The sequence below is a fragment of the Haloarcula sp. R1-2 genome, from assembly GCF_011627385.1.
Classification (GTDB): domain Archaea; phylum Halobacteriota; class Halobacteria; order Halobacteriales; family Haloarculaceae; genus Haloarcula; species Haloarcula marismortui.
The window spans coordinates 51,664-69,238 of the sequence record NZ_JAANTG010000001.1 but is presented as its reverse complement, the minus strand read 5'-3'; the positions used below and the strand labels follow the sequence as shown (position 1 = coordinate 69,238).

Genomic DNA, 17,575 nt, shown 5'->3' with positions numbered 1-17,575 from the left:
TACTTGTCCCACGAAACTTTCTCTCTATTCGTCTGTCATAATCACTGTGTCACGTTCGGAAATATCGAGGTCCGGATCGATATCTCGAACTGGCATCCCACCGCTTTCCGGTGTTTTCGGGAGCGCACTGTCAGCAAACAGGAGCACGGAGATGTTGTCTTTCCCGCCGCGGTCGTTTGCCAGTGATACGAACTCTCGACTCGCCGCATCGAGGGACGATGCACCAAGGACCACGTCACGGATTTCCTCGTCGGTGACGACCTCGTCGCGGATACGCTCGGCCACCGACTCGGCGTGGTCCGAATCGACGTACTCTTCGTACAGTTCCGGCGCATCGGTCTGTGCATCGATGAGTCCGTCGCTGGTCGCCAGCACTGTGTCTTCTTCGTACAGCCGGACCGTTCGCGTGTCCACCCCGACAGTCGCCTCGTCAGGGTCCTCGTAGCCGGACCCGCCCAGCGCGCGTGTGATTTCGTTCCCGTTGGGGTGGACGTGCGCCTCCACAGGGTCGATTTCGTCGCTGTCAACCCATTCCTGAACTACGGCGTGGTCTCTGGTCAACGGCGAAATCGTCTCACGGGCACTGTTGACGACGTAGGCTCGGCTATCACCGACCCAGCCGTAATGGAGTTTGCCGTCGGCGTAGATCCCCGCGACAACTGTCGTGTAGGACTGTGTCCCGGTCTCGTTTGCGTACCTGATAATCTCGCGATGGGCCGCCGTAATCGCCTCCGCCACGGCAGTTTCGAGTTCCCGTTCACCGGGCGGGTCCGGCAGGACATCACGGGCCACATCGACATCGAAGTCACCGGGATAGCTCCGGGCCGTTCGGATCGCCACAGGAGCAAGGTGTTCGGCCACGATAGTCGTCGTGATGTACGACGCGATGTCGCCGGCGTCGTGCCCGCCGGCCCCGTCAGCGACCACGAACACGCCGGCCGAGCGGTTCATCGGTTGTCCGCTGCCATCGGTTTCGGACGTATCCGCGTCGTCAATGTCAGCACCGTCCGTGTCGGCAGCCGTATACGCCGCCGTCTCAGTACCGGTTGTCTCGTCTGTCGCATCCGCCGTCTCGCTGTCGTCTGCTGTGGCTGGGTCCTGTGACTGGGGTCTGTCTTGCCCGCGGTAGCCGTCCCGATGGCCCTCCTCGAACACCGTCAGCGAGACGCTGTCCTCGTTGATGCCCTGTCCTCGCTTCCTGTCGCCGATGTCGTAGTTCGTGCTGTATCTCATGACTCCTCCGGATGGAACTCGAACGTGACCCCGTAGGTCGGATGAACCAGCGACACCAGATCGCCGTCAGTCAGTGTCACTGACTCGGGGGGCACGTCACCGTGTCTGTCGGTCGGGTCCTCGCCCTCAGAGCGCAGGCGGTTACGTCCGGGTTCAGAGAGGACCCGCTGCCAACCAGCCCCTTTCTGGACGAACGTCCCGTTGAGACTCCGGTCGTGGAGAGACCACTCGCCGTCCTCGATATCGAACTGTACCTGCACCGAGGAGATGTACTCTCCCTGTGGGTCTTCGATTGTTATCGATGCCGGGGGGCCGCTTGCGCCCTGTCGCCCGATAGTGTCGCCCGGTTCGACGGTGAACTGCCTGTTCGCCTGAATGTACGTCACCGACGCCGTCGCGGGCGGCGTTGGATCTCGTCGTTCGAGGACCTCTTTGAGGACGGTCGCGTTCCGGTATCGGTCGCGGTAGTGTGACTGCGTGGCCCTCTCGACAATTTCAGCCAGATAATCGTCGCAGTCGGCCCCAAACGCCTGCGGGTTCACGCCGTCCTTTTTCGGAACGCTCCCTTTGAGCAGGAACAGGAGGATTTTTCCGATCGAGTACACGTCCGACCAGGGGCCCTGCCGAACGTCGGTTCGGCTGGCTTCAGCGACTTCCCGGGGCTTGAACGGCCCCAGAATCGTTGTCCCGGTGTTCCCGGAGGACGGGTCCTCCGTCGCATCGAACCCCGTCGCCGTATTGAAGTCGATCAGCGTGGGCGTGATATCGGGCGTGAGCATCACGTTCTCGGGTTTCAGGTCCCGATAGACGATCTCGTTTTCGTGAAGAAAGCCCATCGCGTCACAGAGGTCGATGCCGATCTGTCGGACCTGTTCGCTGTCGTCGATTGGACCGTGCTGGTCGATGACTTCGTCGAGTTCGATCCCGTCGACAATTAGCTGGACGACCAGAAATGGAACGTCACGCTCTGTGACCTGGTCGTAGTAGTCCATCACGTTCTCGTGGCCGCCGGCCCGGCGGATACGTTCCAGCGAGCCGACCTCCTTTTTAAAATACTCCTCGATGATGTCGGGGTCGTTCTGGGATTCGGTGTAGTTGGGGTATTTGACGGCGACCGATTCGCCGCTGTCGATGTCCGTAGCACGGAACGCCTTTGCGAACCCCCCTTTGCCGAGGAACTCCTCGAGTTTGTACTGGCCGGCGATGACATCACCGCTCTCAGGTTCCCAGGTCATGAATTACCCGTTTCTCCGGCCAGTAGCGGCCCTGCCGACACCGCAGATTGGGACAGTCACTTCTGGATGCCCTCGTCAGTGACAATTTTCGTCGCCCTGTTTTGCTCCTTGCGCCCGCCTTCCATCACGATACGCGTCTCTCGCTCTGCTGTCTGGACGGCCTCGGTGTCCTCGCCGTGGATGCGCGTCATCCGCTCCAGTTGTGTCTGGGCTTCGGCGACGTTGCCCTTGCCGAGTTCCGTCTTGATAACGGTCTGCCGGTGGTCCACATCGACCTGTTCGTTGTGTTCGGCCAGTTTCGACTCGTCGTCGGTGTAGTCGACGGTGATTGATTCCCGCGTCGTCTCGCCGCCGGCGTGCAGTGTGACATCCGCCAGGGACACAGCGTCTTGCGGGTCGTTAGCCGGAGCGTGTATCTTTAGCACGACCCGCTGGGTCTCCCGGTCAAGCAGGTCGGGCAGCGGCACGACGGCCGTGTTGTCCTCCCAGTCGGGGTTCACGGACTGCGTCTGTGGGAGCGAGCGGTACACCTCGCTCACCTCAACGCCGTCAGCCACGTCGAGTTCGAGACGAGCGTCGGGAGCGACAACGGTCCCGGCCTCCTCGACTGCGTCGCCGAAGAACGACTCGATGTCACCGGCAGCATCCAGATGTGTCCATTCGCCGCGGGCAACGGTCCCGAGCGTCCGGATCGTCTCCTCGCGGTAGTCGCTCCCGATGCCGGCCGCCTTGATTCTGATACCCTCAGTGTCGATTTCGCGAGCTAGCGTCCCGAACGCTTCCGGGTCGTGGGAGTTGTCTTTCCCGTCAGAGAGGAGCAGGACCCGCCGGGCCGTGTTGTCGTCGGTCGGTAAATCCTGCAGGGACGCCTTCGCTTCCAGCAGGCCGCTGTACATATCAGTGCCCCCGCCAGCAGAGATGTCAGCGACCGCGTCTACTGCCGTTTCGCGCGAAATAGTGCCCCACCGCGTCGGCGCAAGTACTGTCGTAACCTCGTTGTCGAAGGCGATGATCGAGACGTAGTCGTCCTCGTCGAGGAGTCCGAACACCCACTCAGCGCCGGCGCGTGCCTGCTCGATGTCGTTACCGGCCATCGACCCACTGGCGTCGATACAGAGGGCAATCTGTCGCGTGGGTGGTTCCTCCAGCCGTCCGGGCTCGACTTCGATTTCAGCAGTCAGTTTCGCCCCGCCCGTCGGCACGTAGGGTCGGTTGACCTCGCTCACGACAGTAGCGGTCATACTGGTAGATGGGTCGTACGGAGTAGTTATATGTTTCCCTCAAATCGAGGGAAAAAAGGTCCACCCACTATCTGAGCCGGTAGCCTGTTGCTACTATTTGTCCCCCAGTAGTAGGTACTATCTACGCTACCTGTTGCGCCGTCTCGACTCGACTCCCGACCCAGAGAAGGGTTCCGAGTAGTGCCACGACAGTGAGGGGGAGGAGCCACTGGAACAGCGAGAGAAGCCCAGCGCTTGCCTGAATACCGACAACGAGCAGGATAGTGGGGCCACAGCAGGCAAACCCGGAAAGCAGTCCTGGTAGTCCCGACATAGCCCCTGCACCCGGGCCGAGACGGCAGGCCGATGGGCCGCGCCACGCGACGATGGAGACGGCGAGGTTGAGTCCGACCAGCGCTGCCAGAACTGCCCCGAGAAGCATATTCAGCGGCGCGACGAGCAGTTCGACCGGGCCGACGACCACCAGTGCGATCGGTTCCCACTGGAACGGGCCAACCTGCCGGAACGCACGGACAAGCGGGTTACTGACGACAGACACCTCGTATCCGGATGGGCCGAAGCCGAGATGTCTGAGGCCAGCGAGATACAGCAGGAAGTACGCCAGTCCGGACACACTCAGAGACACCCGTCCGTCACGGCGGCTGAGCGCCCCGCTGACCGCAACGACAGTGTTCCGAAACAAGCGTTGGACGCTGGCAGCTGCACCTGCCCCGTCGGTCGGGCTGTCAGTTGACATACCCACTCTCCGGATAGAAGCCGGCCCAGGCGAACCACATCGCGTCGAAAGACAGCGTGCGGTCCAGCGGGAGCGAATCGGCATCATATGCCGTCCCGTCGATCATGTAGCCGTCGTCCGACGCTGCAACTGACATCGATTCTGGGTTCGCGTACACGTACCCGCTGGCGAGGTCGGTATCGGCGACCGCGACGTACGGTGTGTCGTCGATACGGCCGGTCAGCACGCGCTGACGCAGCAGTGTTTCCTTGTCGAACGCGAGTCCCCCGGTTTCAGTCCGGGTCCCGATGACGACAGCCTTCGGGTGAGCGCGACTGTCGCTGTGCAGGGGTTCAAACAGTGTCCGGGTGCTCGAATAATAGCCGCGCTTCTCGTTGTACTGGCCGTACGGGTCGACACCGTAGCGCCGCGAGAAGCCGGTGTCTTCGGTGAGGATGCGTGTCTCCGGGTACGCGCTGGACCAGCGGCTCCATGTCGTCCAGATGACCCGGAACTCCCGCAGCGACTCGCCAGTTAATGGGCCCGTAATCGCTGTCGCCAGCATCTGTGGCCACCAGCTATCGGTGCCCCGGTCGTACATCGTCAAATTCGAGTTCACAAGCCGCCCTGAGACGCCGAACTCCACTGGACCACGCTCGAACCCCTGTGCGGTGCCCGTCAGCGGACAGTACGTCACGGCGACGGGGTCGCCGGCGATGGTGTCGTTCACGATCTCGTGGTGAACGAGAATGTACTGCGGGTAGGCTTTCGCCTCCCCGTTGCGGACCACGCCGAACACCGGGTCGTCCGGGGCTAATCCGTCCGGGGGCGTATCCGCAAACGTCGGGTCGTCGATGGCTGGAATCCCGTCTTTGGGAACACCGCCGCTGACGATATTCTCTTCGAGTGTCCCGATCTCGTAGTCCAGATGCAGGCGGCTATCAGTTGTGGGTGGTTCTGAGCCGTCGTTCCGATCAGTTGCCATCGACGCCGTGCTGGTTCCAGTGCTGGAGTCGGGTTCCGAACCACCTCCAGCGGTAGCACCCTCATCCCCAACACAGCCTGCGCCGCCGAGCGTCACACCGGCCCCAACTGTCGCAAGAAATCGTCGGCGGGAAATCCTCATGTTATGTGTGAGTTTTCCAACCACTAAACCTCGCGGTGAGGTGCCGGTAACTTCCTGTTCGGCCGCTCATCGAGCGGATCCCGGTGACCGGACCGCCTAATTGACGAGGCCAGCGGTCAGCGACGAGACGTACGCCAGTTCATCTTCGTTCACGCCGTGGCCCATCCCCTCGTAGATGCGTTCCTCCACGTCCCCGTTCAGACGCTCGAAGACCGAGGCTGTGACGTGTACGCGTTCTTCGGGAATGTGTGGGTCGACATTGCTACAGCCCAGAAACACCGGCGTCTCCTCGATGTCGCCCTCGTACTCGCTTTCGTCGATAGACTCACCGATGAGACCGCCGCTGAGGGCCACGAGACCGCCGTAGCGCTGTGGGTTGCGAGCTACGAACTCGCTCGCAAGACAGGCTCCCTGTGAAAAGCCCAAGATGAGCACGTGATCAGTCGGAATCCCGGCTTCTGCTGCCTTCGTGACGGCGTCTTCGATAGCCTGCAGCCCCGATGACCGTCCGGGTTCATTCTGCTCGACCGGCGAGAGGAACGAGTTGGGATACCAGGTGTTTCGCGCGGCCTGAGGTGCAAGAAGAGCCAGCCCGTCCTGCTGGAATTCCGCCCCCATCTGGACGATGCTCCGAGCCGTCGCGCCCCGACCGTGGACCAGCACCGCTGCCGCGCTCGCCTCCGACAGCGCGGTTCCCGCAGTCACGAGCTGCTGGCTCTGATGCGGGTCGCTCATTGCTCTCCTCCCGGTCGTCGGCTGGGTCCTGTCACGCCCACACAGTCAGTTTCTGCTTCCGTTCGTCCACCTGCCGAAGCCAGCCATCGTATCGTGTGCATATCCCAGATAGCGCGCGAAGACACTTGACTTGGCACATCAGTCAATCGGTCGAAATGTCCCGTGTACGGGTTCGCAGGCGGAGTTCAAAATCGACGGGCGATGGTAAGTCAGCAACAGTTAGGCCTACCCGGCCAATCTCGGTGTCCGATGGAAGCGCCGCCTAATCCATACCGATAGTAGGCGTAGACAGCCCATAACCCTGAGTGCCAGTCGCAGACACCCGCGGTGAGTTTGCAACGGCAGTGTTCGGCTCGTTGTGGTCCATCGCTGAAAAGCGTGCTTTGCTAGCACACGCCTACAACTTTGGAGAAATGGTAAAATTTAGTGTAAAACACTCAAAATATACTTCGTGGCGAGAATTATTCATAAACTATTACGTAGTACTAGCAGAGACGTGTGTTAACCTTCATCAGAGTAGTACTATAACCTTCGAGTTGTTACCTTGGGTTGACTATGAAAAAGCAGGAGCTCATCCACCTTCACGGCCTGCTTGCACAGGTACAGAACCACTACGAAGCCGAATCCGGGACAGAAGTGGACCACGACGAATACGAGGAACTGGGCGTCAAGCCGACATCGATTCACAAGTCGAAAACAGACCACAAAGCCGCTGTCTTTGCGATTGCTGACGGTATTGCCTCCGAGATGGCCGACGAGACTAAAGAGCCTGTTTCTGCCGCCGCGGACTAACGGTTCTCAGTAGTTTCTACGCAGTTCTCCCGCCAAGCAATGCCATTAGTGACCGTATAACAGCTCTCAGACTTATATTAGAATATCTATACGTCGAGCGTATAGTTAGATATGCCCTTGCTGCTCGGTAGCCTGGCTACTCGTCGATTAATTCCTCGAACTCGGGTAACACGTCGTCCGATTCGTCCGCGGATTGGTCCGACGGCGGGTCATCGGCGTCAGCTTCCGACTCTGCGGACGAGGACTCGTCTTCTGTCGTCTCGTCGGACTCCTCCGGAATCTCCTCGATTTCGAGCACGTCGAGCGGGATATTCTCGAGCCGTTGCCCGATCTCCTTGCGTGCAATTCGGGCGGCATGTTCGTCTCGTTCGACGTTGAACACGGTCATCTCCAGTTCGAGTGCGACGAGACTCTCATCAGCTGCGAGAAACGCGGGTTCCAGTGTCTCACCGCAGTGTGGACAGTGCCGATCCCCCATGTTGATCTCGACGTAGTTGAGGTCAGGGTTCAGCATCTCCCCCGTTTTCGAGATGGCGATACGAACTGCCTCGTCCGCAGATGCCACGTCGTACACTGGGACTGCGGCCTCGACAACAACTCGGCAATTCATGCCAGTATGTTTGTTTCCCAATATAATGAAGGTTAGCCCTGAACCAGAGTGTACCACACGCGACGGATATCGGGTGTCAGAGAGACGGAGCGCCCAATCGAGCGGGACACACACGAGCACGCCAAAACGTCACGACGACAAAACCAGTGACAGGTAAGACAACTGCAGTTCCTGAACTGCTGGTACACGTGCAACGCCAGTGCGAGTGGAACTCGTAACGCCATTACCTCCGGGTCCGTACACGTAGACAATGGAACAAGGCGTCATCGATGTCGGGTCGCTGGCAGGCGGTATCGATTTGCAGGCAACTGTCGAGAGCGGGCAGTCCTACCTCTGGGACCGCGATGACGGCAAAATGTATCAGCGCGATGGGGCAACTGGTGGGGACGCATGGTACTGGACAACAGTCCGCCGCGATGGGTCACCGGAGGTCATCCGCGTCCGACAGCAAGATGGAATGCTCGAATGGGAATCGACAGTCGACGCCGAAGCGGACCTCAGGCGACTCCTTCGGCTTGACGACGACCTCGCTGCAATTCGCTCGACAGCACCGGACGACGACGTGGTCCAGTCGGCCTATGAGACGTTCTGGGGGATGCGACTGGTTCAGGACCCTCCGTTTGGGTCCCTCATCTCGTTCATCTGTTCGGCACAGATGCGTGTCGCCAGAATCCACAGTATGCAGCAGGCACTCCGTGACGCATTCGGCGAGGAGGTCGAGTTCGGCGGGCGAACGTACAGCGCCTATCCGACGCCATCGGCGCTGGCCGAAACGACAGAAGAACGACTCCGGGACCTCGGGCTGGGCTATCGTGCGCCGTACGTCCAGCGCACTGCGGAGATGGTCGCAGGCAGCGAGGCCGACCCCGAAGAAGCCGTCGGCCTCGACTACGAGGACGCCAGAGAATCGCTCACCCGCTTTGTCGGCGTCGGCGATAAGGTCGCAGATTGCGTGTTGCTGTTCTCGCTTGACTACCTCGAAGCGGTCCCGCTAGACACCTGGATCCGGACGACAATCGAGGAGTATTATCCAGAATGTGAGCGGGGGAACTACGCCGACACGTCGCGGGCCATCCGGGGCGCACTGGGTGGTGAGTACGCCGGCTACACGCAAACGTATCTGTTTCATTACCTCCGAACGGGCAGCAACGAGGACTGACACGCGTGGCGGAAGGCGACAGTATAACGAAGGCCGCCGGCAAATCCTCGGATATGGCACACACGCGAGCACACGTGTTCGTCTCCGGTCGTGTTCAGGGCGTCTATTACAGAGCGACCACGCGGGAGCGCGCACAGGATCAGGGAGTCAACGGATGGGTCCGTAACCTCGACGATGGCCGCGTCGAAGCGGTGTTCGAAGGCCCCGACGCCGACGTAGAAGCGATGGTCGAGTTCTGTCACGAGGGGAGCGAACGCGCGAACGTGACCGACGTCGAAGTCGAGTACGAGGACCCGGAGAGTGTCGACGGCTTCGAGGTCCGCTGGTAAGGCGCCGTCCCGTAGAGTTACTTCACTGGCGGGCGAACCCGCGGATATGCTCACCGGCTCCGAAATGGGTGTCGTCGATGAGAACGCTGCCGCGCTCGGTGTCCCGCGCAAGCAGTTGATGGAGTCGTCCGGCCACGCCGTCGCACGGGCAGTCCGTCCCATCGCTGACCCCGGCGAACAGGTCACCATCGTCGCTGGTCGAGGGAACAACGGCGGAGACGCGCTCGTCGCTGCCCGGTTCCTCGACGAGTACGACCTTCGCGTCCTGCTGCTGGGCCGCCCGGGTGCCATCTCAACGACGATTGCTAGAGAGAACTGGGATGCCCTCCAGCACGCCGAGTATCCGATAGAGACGGTCAGGGATTCCTCGGCACTGGACCTCGGGACCCCTGATGTCGTCATCGACGCGATGCTGGGCACGGGTATCGCTGGCGACCTCCGGGAACCAGCGGCGACGGCTGCCACAGCGATGAACGAGAGCGATGCGACCGTCCTCTCTGTAGACGTCCCGTCCGGCCTTGACGCCGAAACGGGGCGGCTGGCCGACAACGCCGTCGACGCCGACCACGTCGTCACGTTTCACGACACCAAGCCCGGCCTTCCGGACCTCGACGTCCCGGTCACCGTCGCCGACATCGGCATCCCCGACGCTGCGGAGTTGTTCATCGAGCGGGGCGACCTCACCCGCCTCGAACGGGACCCAGCGAGCCACAAGGGCGACAACGGCGAGGTGCTAGTCGTCGGTGGCGGCCCGTACACCGGTGCGCCGGCGCTCACGGCCCAGGCCGCCCTCAGAAGCGGGGCCGACCTCGTCCGGGTCGCCTGCCCGGCCGTCGTCGCGCGCGAAATCCAGTCCTACAGCGAGAACCTCATCATGCGGCCGTTCGACGGGGACCACCTCGCGCCGCACCACGTCGACCGCCTCGCCGAGCTGGCGGCGGACCACGATACCTTGATTGTCGGGCCGGGGCTCGGGAACGCCGACGCGACGCTGGATGCTGTCGCGGACCTGCTGTCCGGATTTGCGGGGACGGCCGTCGTCGACGCTGACGCCCTGTCAGTGGTCCCGGACACCGAAACGGACGCGGACCTCGTCTGCACGCCCCACCAAGGCGAACTGCTCGGTATGGGTGGGGAGACAGCCGAAGACTGGCGAGAACGAGCGGACCTCGTGGAGTCCTTCGCAGCGGAGGTCGGCCAGACACTGCTTGTCAAAGGCCCGTACGACATCGTCTCCAACGGTGAGCGGACCCGCGTCGGTCGGACGGGCAATCCGGGGATGACAGTCGGCGGAACCGGTGACGTGCTCGCGGGCGTGACGGGCGCACTCGCCTCCGTGCAGGACCCACTTGACGCGGCCGCTATTGCCGCCTATACTGTCGGCAGCGTCGGCGACCGCGTCGTCGACGACCGCGGCTACGGGCTGGTCGCGACGGACCTGCTAGACGAGATACCGAGCGTTCTGTGGCAGCGAGACGCAGAGCCGTAGCCGTAGTCAGGCCGACGCACCGACCAAGTCCCCCGCTTTCGCCCGGGACTGCTCGATGATGGCCGGCCGCGCTTCGAACTCGATGACAACTTGGTCGCCATAATCGACCGTCTCGACGCTGGCGTGGTCGTGAATCCACGAGACGAGACTCATCGTGTCGTCGGTCATCGGGAGCACGAGCCGCTCTCGTTCGTAGTCCGGCAGTTCGTGGTCGATTCGCTCAGCCAGGTCGTCGATGTTGAGCCCCTGCTCGGCGCTGACGGCGACAGGGTTCGGGGCTAGCGACGAGAGCGCGTCTCGCTTGCGACGGACCTCCTCGTCGTCGACCATGTCGGTCTTGTTGAGGACCGTGACGATGGGGGCTTCGTTGCGCTCGTACAGCGTGTCGTGGCTCGTCACCAGTTTCTCCCGGATTTCCTCGACCGACTCGGAGACATCGACGACGAGCAAGACGAGGTCGGCGTGGTACACCGACCCCAGCGTCGACTTGAACGATTCGACGAGCCAGTGTGGGAGGTCTTGAATGAACCCTACCGTATCGGTGACCAGTACCTCGCGTTTGCCGACCTCGGCGCGGCGAGTGGTTGTCCCGAGCGTTGTGAACAGACGGTCCTCGCTCTCGGCCGTCGTGTCGAGGTCGGGGTGGAGGTCGTCGTTCTCGTCGACGTCGAGGTCGTCGGCGAGGCGGCGCAGGAGCGTCGACTTTCCGGCGTTAGTGTAGCCGGCAAGTGCAACGAGGTCGAAGCCGGACTCCCGGCGCTGTTCCCGCCGATGGCGCTCGGTCTCCTCGATGGATTCCAGTTCGTCCCGGATGTTGGAGATCTGCTTTTTGATGTCCTCTTCGCGGGACTCGTCGTACTCGCCGAGCCCCATGAACCCCGGCCGCTCGTCGCGTTTGGCCAGGCTGGCCTTGGCTTCGGCACGCGGGAGTTCGTAGCGAAGCTCCGCGAGTTCGACCTGAAGCTGGGCTTTCCGCGTCCGGGCTCGCTGGCCGAAGATTTCGAGGATGAGCCGGAAGCGGTCGATGACGCGCACCCGCTCTGGGAGTTCGTTCCCGATGTTGTACGTCTGGTACGGGCCGAGCTGATTGTCGAAGATGACGACAGCGGCCCCTTCGCGGGCGACCGCGTTGCTCAGTCGCGTTACCTTCCCCTCGCCGAGGTGGTACGCCGGGTCCTCCGTTCTGGTCTGTGTCACTTCGCCGACAACGTCGTACCCGGCCGCCCGGGCAAGGTCCCGGATTTCCGTCGTGTCGGCGGTGCCACTGTCGACGCGCTTCGCGATAACCGCTCGTTTCGTGGTGTGTGTCGCCGTCACTCGTTATGGAAATACGGCGTCCGATTATTTAACCCCCCGGGCGGCTCACAGCGTCGCCCAGTGCGCTGGCAGAAAGGCGGTAAAATGGCAGATGCCGCGGGTAGCGGCGGTCGATTGCTAACCGTTGCCCGTTCTGTCTCGCGATGTCTGAGACAGCCACCACGGCAGTGGCGTTCGCTCCGGCTTATTCGAGGTCGAAGCGGTCGAGCTTCATGACCTTGCTCCACGTATCCACGAAGTCGTGGACGAGCTTCTCTTCCGCGTCGGCAGAGCCGTAGACTTCCGAGATGGCCCGGAGCCGGTCGTTCGAGCCGAAGATGAGGTCGATGCGTGTGGCTTCCCACTTGACCTCGCCGGTGTCGCGGTCGAGACCCTTATACCGGTGTTCTGAGTCCGCTGCCGGCTCCCACTCCGTGCCCATGTCGAGCAGGTTCACGAAGAAGTCGTTGGTCAGCGTCTCCGGCTCGTCGGTGAAGACGCCGAGGTCGGTGTCCTGATAGTTCGCACCGATCGAGCGCATCCCACCGATCAGGGCCGTCAGTTCCGAGGCCGTCAGGTTCAGCAGGTCCGCGTTGTCGACCAGCACTTCCTCCGCCGGTCGCGTGATGTCGTCCTGAATGTAGTTCCGGACCCCGTCGACCTTCGGCTTGAGAGCGTCGAAGGAAGGGGCGTCGGTGTGTTCCGGTCCCGCATCGACGCGGCCGGGTTCGAACGGGATCTCGACGTCGTAGCCGGCGTTCGCTGCCGCCTGCTCGACGGCCGCGTTGCCGCCCAGCACGATCAGGTCAGCAAGCGAGACCTGCGTCCCGTCGGAGCGCGAGTCGTTGAACTCCGTCTGGATGTTTTCGAGCGTCCCCAGAACCGTCTCCAGTTGCTCCGGCTCGTTGACTTCCCAGTTTTTCTGGGGTTCGAGTCGGAGACGAGCGCCATTAGCGCCGCCGCGCTTGTCGCTGTCGCGGTAGGTCGATGCCGACGCCCACGCAGTCTTGACGAGCTGGGTGATAGAGAGGTCCGAGTCGAGGATTTCTTCCTTGAGCTCGGCGATTTCGGCGTCCCCGATGAGGCTGTAGTCAGCGTCCGGGAGCGGGTCCTGCCAGATCATCTCCTCGTCAGGAACCTCCGGACCAAGGAACCGCTCGGGCGGCCCCATGTCGCGGTGGGTCAGCTTGTACCAGGCCTTTGCGAAGTTCATCCCGAACTCCATCGGGTTCTCCTGGAAGGTCTCCATGACCTCTCGGTAGTCCGGATCTCGCTTCAGGGCGATGTCCGTCGTGAGCATCATCGGCGTCTGCTTTTCGTCCGGGTCGTGTGCGTCCGGCACGCTGTTTTTCAGCTCTTCGCTCTTGGGTGCCCACTGCCACGCGCCGCCGGGACCCTTCTCCGGTTCCCACTCGTAGTCGAGCAGGTTGTTGATATATCCCATGTCCCACTCGGTCGGCGACTGGGTCCACGGCCCTTCGATACCGCTTGTGATCATCTCGCCGCCCTTGCTGTTCCCGTTCTTGTTCTGCCACCCGAGACCCTGCTGCTCGATTGGGGCCGCTTCCGGCTCGGGACCGAGGTTCTCTTCGGGGTCGTCAGCGCCGTGGACTTTCCCGAACGTGTGTCCGCCGGCGATGAGTGCGGCCGTCTCCTTGTCGTTCATCGCCATGCGGTCGAACGTCTGCCGGATGTTCTTCGCCGATGCTTCCGGGTCCGGGTTGCCGTCCGGCCCTTCCGGATTCACGTAGATGAGGCCCATCACGGAGGCACCGAGGCCCTCCTGTATCTCGCCCGGCTCGTCGAACCGCTCCTGTGTCTCGAACTCGTCTTCCGGCCCCCAGTTGACAGCCTTATCTTCCTCGAAGGCGTCCTCGCGGCCGCCGGCGTAGCCGAACGTTTTGAATCCCATCGACTCGATGGCGACGTTCCCTGCGAGAATCATCAGGTCGGCCCAGGAGATCTTGCGGCCGTACTTCTGCTTGATCGGCAGGAGCAGCCGTCGCGCCTTGTCGAGGTTCGCGTTATCAGGCCAGCTGTTGATCGGTGCAAAACGCTGTCGACCGCCCGCCGCGCCGCCGCGGCCGTCGGCGGTTCGGTACGTCCCGGCGCTGTGCCAGGCCATCCGGATGAACAGCGGGCCGTAGTGGCCGTAGTCGGCCGGCCACCAGTCCTGCGAGGACGTCATCAGCTCTTCAAGGTCCGACTTCACCGCTTCGAGGTCGAGTTTCTGGAACTCCTCCGCATAATCAAAGTCAGCCTCCACCGGGCCGACATCCCGAGCGTTCTGGTCGAGAATCTCGAGGTTCAGCTTACTTGGCCACCAGTCCTGGTTAGATTTTGGTCGCTTCGACCGTCCGCCTGTGGCGCCGCTCATATCAGAGTTCGGTGTTTCTGCCATCTTAACAGTAAGTAAGATTCGTCGGCAGCATACAAATCTTTGGATATGAGTAAAGAAATAGCATCGTGTGAAAAACATTCTCCCTGAATTCTGTGGGACGTCCGGGGAGCAGCGATGTCAGACCTCTGTAGCAGAAGCTGTGTATAAAAGGAGCGCCCTAGGGGGAGCACAAAGGATTTAAAAACAGGCGGTCAGGTACGCGGTATGGGTGAGTTCGTACTCCAACTAGATGGGTTGGGCCTCCAGCAGATGGGCCTCGAATTCGGTGGCGGCGGCCTTATCGGCGGTATCATCGGGTTCGCCGCAAAGAAGGTCGCAAAGCTCATCGCCGTCATCGTCGGCATCGAGCTGGCGCTGTTCAAGTTCCTTGAGACGCGCGGGATTCTCGAGGTGAACTGGAACGCGATAGGCGGGGCCGCACAAAACGCGACTGGCACCGCCGGGAACGCGGCGGCGACGCAACCGCCGTCCTGGGTCACGTCGCTGCTTTCGGCCCTGCCGGTCAGCGCTGGTTTCACGGCCGGCTTCCTCGTCGGATTCAAGAAGGGATAACGCGACGCCGCGGCGTCAGCCGCGTGTACTGATGTCGTCTTCGTCTTTGATTATCTGGGTTTCCGCCTCGCCGCTTGTGTGTTCGTTCACCACGTCATAGAAGTCGTTCTGCAGACCGGCTGGGAACGTCATGACGCCGACCCACGAGCCATCAGACTGCCATTCCTCGCGTTCGAGGTCTCCGAACTGCCGGATCTGTGCCTGGGCGCTCCCGGCGTAGTCCGCAGGGACCTGCACGGCAACAGTGACCTCATCAAACCGGATTGGGATGACTGGCCGGAGCGCATCGAGGGCGTCGTCGACCTGCGCCTCAACGGGCTCCATCGGGTCAACTCTGAAATCCGTTTCTTCGAGGGCAGATTCGATTCGCTCCGGCGGGTGTGGCGCATCATCCATCTGCGGGTTGACCGCGTTGCGCGTGATCCGCTGGATGAGCTGTTTGTGCTTTTGTTCCTGCATCTCGCGGCGCTGGTCGGCCGTGATCTGGATCTCACCCCGTTTGATGACTTCGGGGATGATAGCCATCGGCTCAGTCGTGTCAAACACCTCTTCGAGCATATTCTCGGGCGGCCGGTCCCCCCGCGAGGCGTCCTCGAACACGTCCTCCGCTGCGATAACGTCCTCGAGGTCGTCGTCGAAGTCATCACGTTTTATCGCCAGCGCAGCGTCCGGATCCACCAGTACCTCGAACCGCTGGCCGTGGGATTCGAGGCGCGCCGTCACCGCCTCGTCAAGCGATATCATACCCGTCGGTAGCAGTGGGCCAGTTAAAGGCCTTACTGCGTGGTCGAACAGAAAAAGTCCAGTCGCCCGCGAGGGCTGTCGGAAGGGTTACTCTTCGGTGGCGTCTTCGTCTTCGGCTTCGTCGTCCGCGTCTTCACCGGTGTCAAGCAGGTCGGCCTCCGCGAGGTGGGCCTCTTTTTCCTCGTCGGTCAGCTGGCCGAAGGTCTCCGTTTCGACGTCGACCGTAGCGACGCCGATGCCTTCCGGCGAAAGTTCGTCGTCGTTGACTGACGCGAGAGCGGCCAGCGCGAGGTCGACACCCTCGTCAAGGTCCATCCCCTCGTCGTAGTGCTCTTCGAGGTAGTCTCGGATGTCGCCGCGGTCGGCCCCGACAGCGAGGGCCTTCCACTCGTAGGGCGTCCCGGAGGGGTCGGTCTCGAACAGGCGCGGCTCGCCGTTCACGATGCCGCCGATGATGAGGGCAACGCCGAATGGGCGCGCGCCACCGACCTGCGTGTACTGCTGAATGTAGTCGGTGATTTCCTTGGTGAGGGTCTCGACGCCGACCGGCTCGCCGTAGCGGAGCTGGTTCACCTGCGCCTGTCGGCGGGCGAAGTCGATGAGCTGTCGGGCGTCAGCGACGTGGCCGGCCGAGGCGATACCGATGTGGTCGTCGGCCTTGTGGATCTTCTCGACCGAGGAGCGCTCCATCAGCGGCGACCGGATGCGCTTGTCCACGGCGAGAACGACGCCGTCGCTCGTTCTGACGCCGATGCTTGCTGTGCCGCGTTTGACCGCTTCGCGGGCGTACTCGACCTGGTAGAGGCGTCCGTCCGGCGAGAAGATAGTGATCCCGCGGTCGTAGGCCTGCTGTTGGTTTTGTCCCTGCATAGTTATCGGAAATCGAGTGCTGTCGCGCCGACGAACGCACCGTCGGAGGCCGTTTCGACATCGTAGCGCGGAGGCCGAACAGTAGCGCTCCGGTCTGCGTTCTCGAACACGACGTGTCTCTGTTCAGTGGATTCCGGCGGCCCGCGTATATACTTTTCTTCACAGGCACGCACGGTGCCGCTAATCCCCCGGACACGGACCCGAACGTCATCGTCATCGACGCTGTCCAGACAGGTCAGTGCGGCCCGTGCCGGGTTCGTCTGGCCGCGTCTGGTCCGGACGATAGCCTCAGCCGTGCCGTCGTAGTCGTGGAACTGGAGGACCGTCATGTCCGTCTCGGCGCTGCCGGTGTCGCCAAGCAGGTTCTGGGCGGCGTACCACACCTCGCGCTGGAACGCCCGGCGGCCAAAGGAGGCGTTTGGCCACGTCTCGATGCCGACGGCAAGATAACGCCACCGGGGCCGGAGATGCTTCGGGAGGTGTTTCATACACAAGCGTTGGAACGGAGGACAATGAGCGGTGTGGTGTGGGAGTCGGCGGTAGTCTGTCTCAGTCACACAGCACAGTGCCCCGAGAAGTAGAGCGGTCCGGCGTCGGGTCAGAACAGGCTGTCGGTCGTCACCGCGCCGACGACACTGAACACAGCCCCGACGCTGATGGCGCGGAAAGTGACGATCATCTGGTCAGCCAAGGGAAGCTCACTCAGGAACTGGTCAGGAGCGGTGACCGCGATTGCGAGCGTTCCGACGGAGCCGAACGCGACAAGCAGGACAGAAATGAACCTGACTGGGACACCGGCGACCGCGGCTTCGCGTCTGGGGTCGCGGTTGTTGTCAGCGCCGTACAGCCCGCCGTATCCGATGGCTGCGACAATACAGACGAGGAATACGTTGTGGAAGACGGTCATGTTCAGCGCGAGCGCCCACACCTCTTGGGTCACGACGAACGGTCCGGACAACAGGAATCCGCCGACGATCTGTTGAGCCGTGTCCGCGAGTTTGTGTTTCTGTCGTTCTTTCATACGTCTCGTGTACTCCGGTCGAATGCA

18 protein-coding genes are annotated in these 17,575 nt (G+C 62.1%); 5 read left to right on the top strand and 13 right to left on the bottom strand.

The genetic code is table 11. The features are described from left to right. Positions 1–24: 24 nt before the first annotated feature. From G9C82_RS00365 to G9C82_RS00340, 6 genes are all read right to left on the bottom strand, one after another. Positions 25–1,233, bottom strand: a complete 1,209-nt coding sequence (locus tag G9C82_RS00365; protein ID WP_007190123.1) for a PP2C family serine/threonine-protein phosphatase — start codon at positions 1,231–1,233, stop codon at positions 25–27. Then, positions 1,230–2,468 carry an FHA domain-containing serine/threonine-protein kinase gene (locus G9C82_RS00360; RefSeq protein WP_007190122.1) on the bottom strand — a complete coding sequence of 413 codons (1,239 nt, stop codon included), beginning with the start codon at positions 2,466–2,468 and terminating at the stop codon, positions 1,230–1,232. The genes G9C82_RS00365 and G9C82_RS00360 overlap by 4 nt, the downstream gene beginning before the upstream one ends. 56 nt (positions 2,469–2,524) lie before the next feature. Then, positions 2,525–3,709, bottom strand: a complete 1,185-nt coding sequence (locus G9C82_RS00355) for a VWA domain-containing protein (RefSeq protein ID WP_007190121.1) — start codon at positions 3,707–3,709, stop codon at positions 2,525–2,527. 121 nt (positions 3,710–3,830) lie between these two features. After that, positions 3,831–4,445 carry a hypothetical protein gene (locus tag G9C82_RS00350; protein WP_011223473.1) on the bottom strand — a complete coding sequence of 205 codons (615 nt, stop codon included), beginning with the start codon at positions 4,443–4,445 and terminating at the stop codon, positions 3,831–3,833. Beyond that, complete coding sequence (locus tag G9C82_RS00345) at positions 4,435–5,550, bottom strand: DUF3179 domain-containing protein (RefSeq protein WP_174789820.1); 1,116 nt, start codon at positions 5,548–5,550, stop codon at positions 4,435–4,437. Before G9C82_RS00345 ends, G9C82_RS00350 begins: the two co-directional genes overlap by 11 nt. A 96-nt stretch (positions 5,551–5,646) precedes the next feature. Then, on the bottom strand, positions 5,647–6,285 hold the full coding sequence (locus G9C82_RS00340) for an alpha/beta hydrolase (RefSeq protein ID WP_007190118.1): 639 nt from the start codon (positions 6,283–6,285) through the stop codon (positions 5,647–5,649). Positions 6,286–6,840: 555 nt separating this feature from the next. On the opposite strand from G9C82_RS00340, the gene G9C82_RS00335 reads away from it, so the two are divergent. Then, complete coding sequence (locus G9C82_RS00335) at positions 6,841–7,077, top strand: UPF0058 family protein (RefSeq protein ID WP_004592453.1); 237 nt, start codon at positions 6,841–6,843, stop codon at positions 7,075–7,077. 136 nt (positions 7,078–7,213) lie between these two features. On the opposite strand, the gene G9C82_RS00330 is transcribed toward G9C82_RS00335, so the two are convergent. Continuing rightward, positions 7,214–7,687 (bottom strand): DUF555 domain-containing protein, encoded by a 474-nt coding sequence (locus tag G9C82_RS00330; protein WP_004960839.1) that lies wholly within the window; start codon positions 7,685–7,687, stop codon positions 7,214–7,216. Positions 7,688–7,937: 250 nt separating this feature from the next. Here G9C82_RS00330 and G9C82_RS00325 point away from each other — a divergent pair, with 250 nt between their 5' ends. From G9C82_RS00325 to G9C82_RS00315, 3 genes are read left to right on the top strand one after another with little or no spacing between them, the layout of a single operon-like run. Continuing rightward, positions 7,938–8,846 carry a DNA-3-methyladenine glycosylase gene (locus tag G9C82_RS00325; RefSeq protein WP_127013076.1) on the top strand — a complete coding sequence of 303 codons (909 nt, stop codon included), beginning with the start codon at positions 7,938–7,940 and terminating at the stop codon, positions 8,844–8,846. Between the two features lie 5 nt (positions 8,847–8,851). After that, complete coding sequence (locus tag G9C82_RS00320; protein ID WP_127013075.1) at positions 8,852–9,175, top strand: acylphosphatase; 324 nt, start codon at positions 8,852–8,854, stop codon at positions 9,173–9,175. Between the two features lie 46 nt (positions 9,176–9,221). Further along, positions 9,222–10,664 (top strand): NAD(P)H-hydrate dehydratase, encoded by a 1,443-nt coding sequence (locus G9C82_RS00315; protein WP_127013074.1) that lies wholly within the window; start codon positions 9,222–9,224, stop codon positions 10,662–10,664. A 6-nt stretch (positions 10,665–10,670) separates the two neighbouring features. Here G9C82_RS00315 and hflX read toward each other — a convergent pair whose 3' ends face one another. Continuing rightward, entirely contained in the window at positions 10,671–11,981 is a 1,311-nt protein-coding gene (hflX, locus tag G9C82_RS00310; protein ID WP_007190114.1) for a GTPase HflX, read from the bottom strand. A 184-nt stretch (positions 11,982–12,165) separates the two neighbouring features. After that, positions 12,166–14,361, bottom strand: coding sequence for a catalase/peroxidase HPI (gene katG, locus G9C82_RS00305; protein WP_127013073.1), 2,196 nt, complete (start codon positions 14,359–14,361; stop codon positions 12,166–12,168). A gap of 204 nt (positions 14,362–14,565) precedes the next feature. Between katG and G9C82_RS00300 the strand changes: the two genes are divergently transcribed. Further along, positions 14,566–14,913, top strand: a complete 348-nt coding sequence (locus G9C82_RS00300) for an FUN14 domain-containing protein (RefSeq protein WP_004960824.1) — start codon at positions 14,566–14,568, stop codon at positions 14,911–14,913. A 15-nt stretch (positions 14,914–14,928) separates the two neighbouring features. Here the strand turns inward: G9C82_RS00300 and G9C82_RS00295 are convergent, their stop codons facing one another. The 4 genes from G9C82_RS00295 to G9C82_RS00280 all read right to left on the bottom strand — a co-directional run bounded on the left by G9C82_RS00295 (position 14,929) and on the right by G9C82_RS00280 (position 17,548). Beyond that, positions 14,929–15,657, bottom strand: a complete 729-nt coding sequence (locus G9C82_RS00295) for a ribosome assembly factor SBDS (protein ID WP_004960822.1) — start codon at positions 15,655–15,657, stop codon at positions 14,929–14,931. An 87-nt stretch (positions 15,658–15,744) separates the two neighbouring features. Beyond that, complete coding sequence (gene psmA / locus G9C82_RS00290) at positions 15,745–16,527, bottom strand: archaeal proteasome endopeptidase complex subunit alpha (protein ID WP_004960819.1); 783 nt, start codon at positions 16,525–16,527, stop codon at positions 15,745–15,747. 2 nt (positions 16,528–16,529) lie between these two features. Next, positions 16,530–17,015, bottom strand: coding sequence for an Rpp14/Pop5 family protein (locus G9C82_RS00285; protein WP_004960817.1), 486 nt, complete (start codon positions 17,013–17,015; stop codon positions 16,530–16,532). A 110-nt stretch (positions 17,016–17,125) separates the two neighbouring features. Further along, entirely contained in the window at positions 17,126–17,548 is a 423-nt protein-coding gene (locus G9C82_RS00280) for a DUF2391 domain-containing protein (protein WP_127013072.1), read from the bottom strand. Positions 17,549–17,575: the final 27 nt, after the last annotated feature.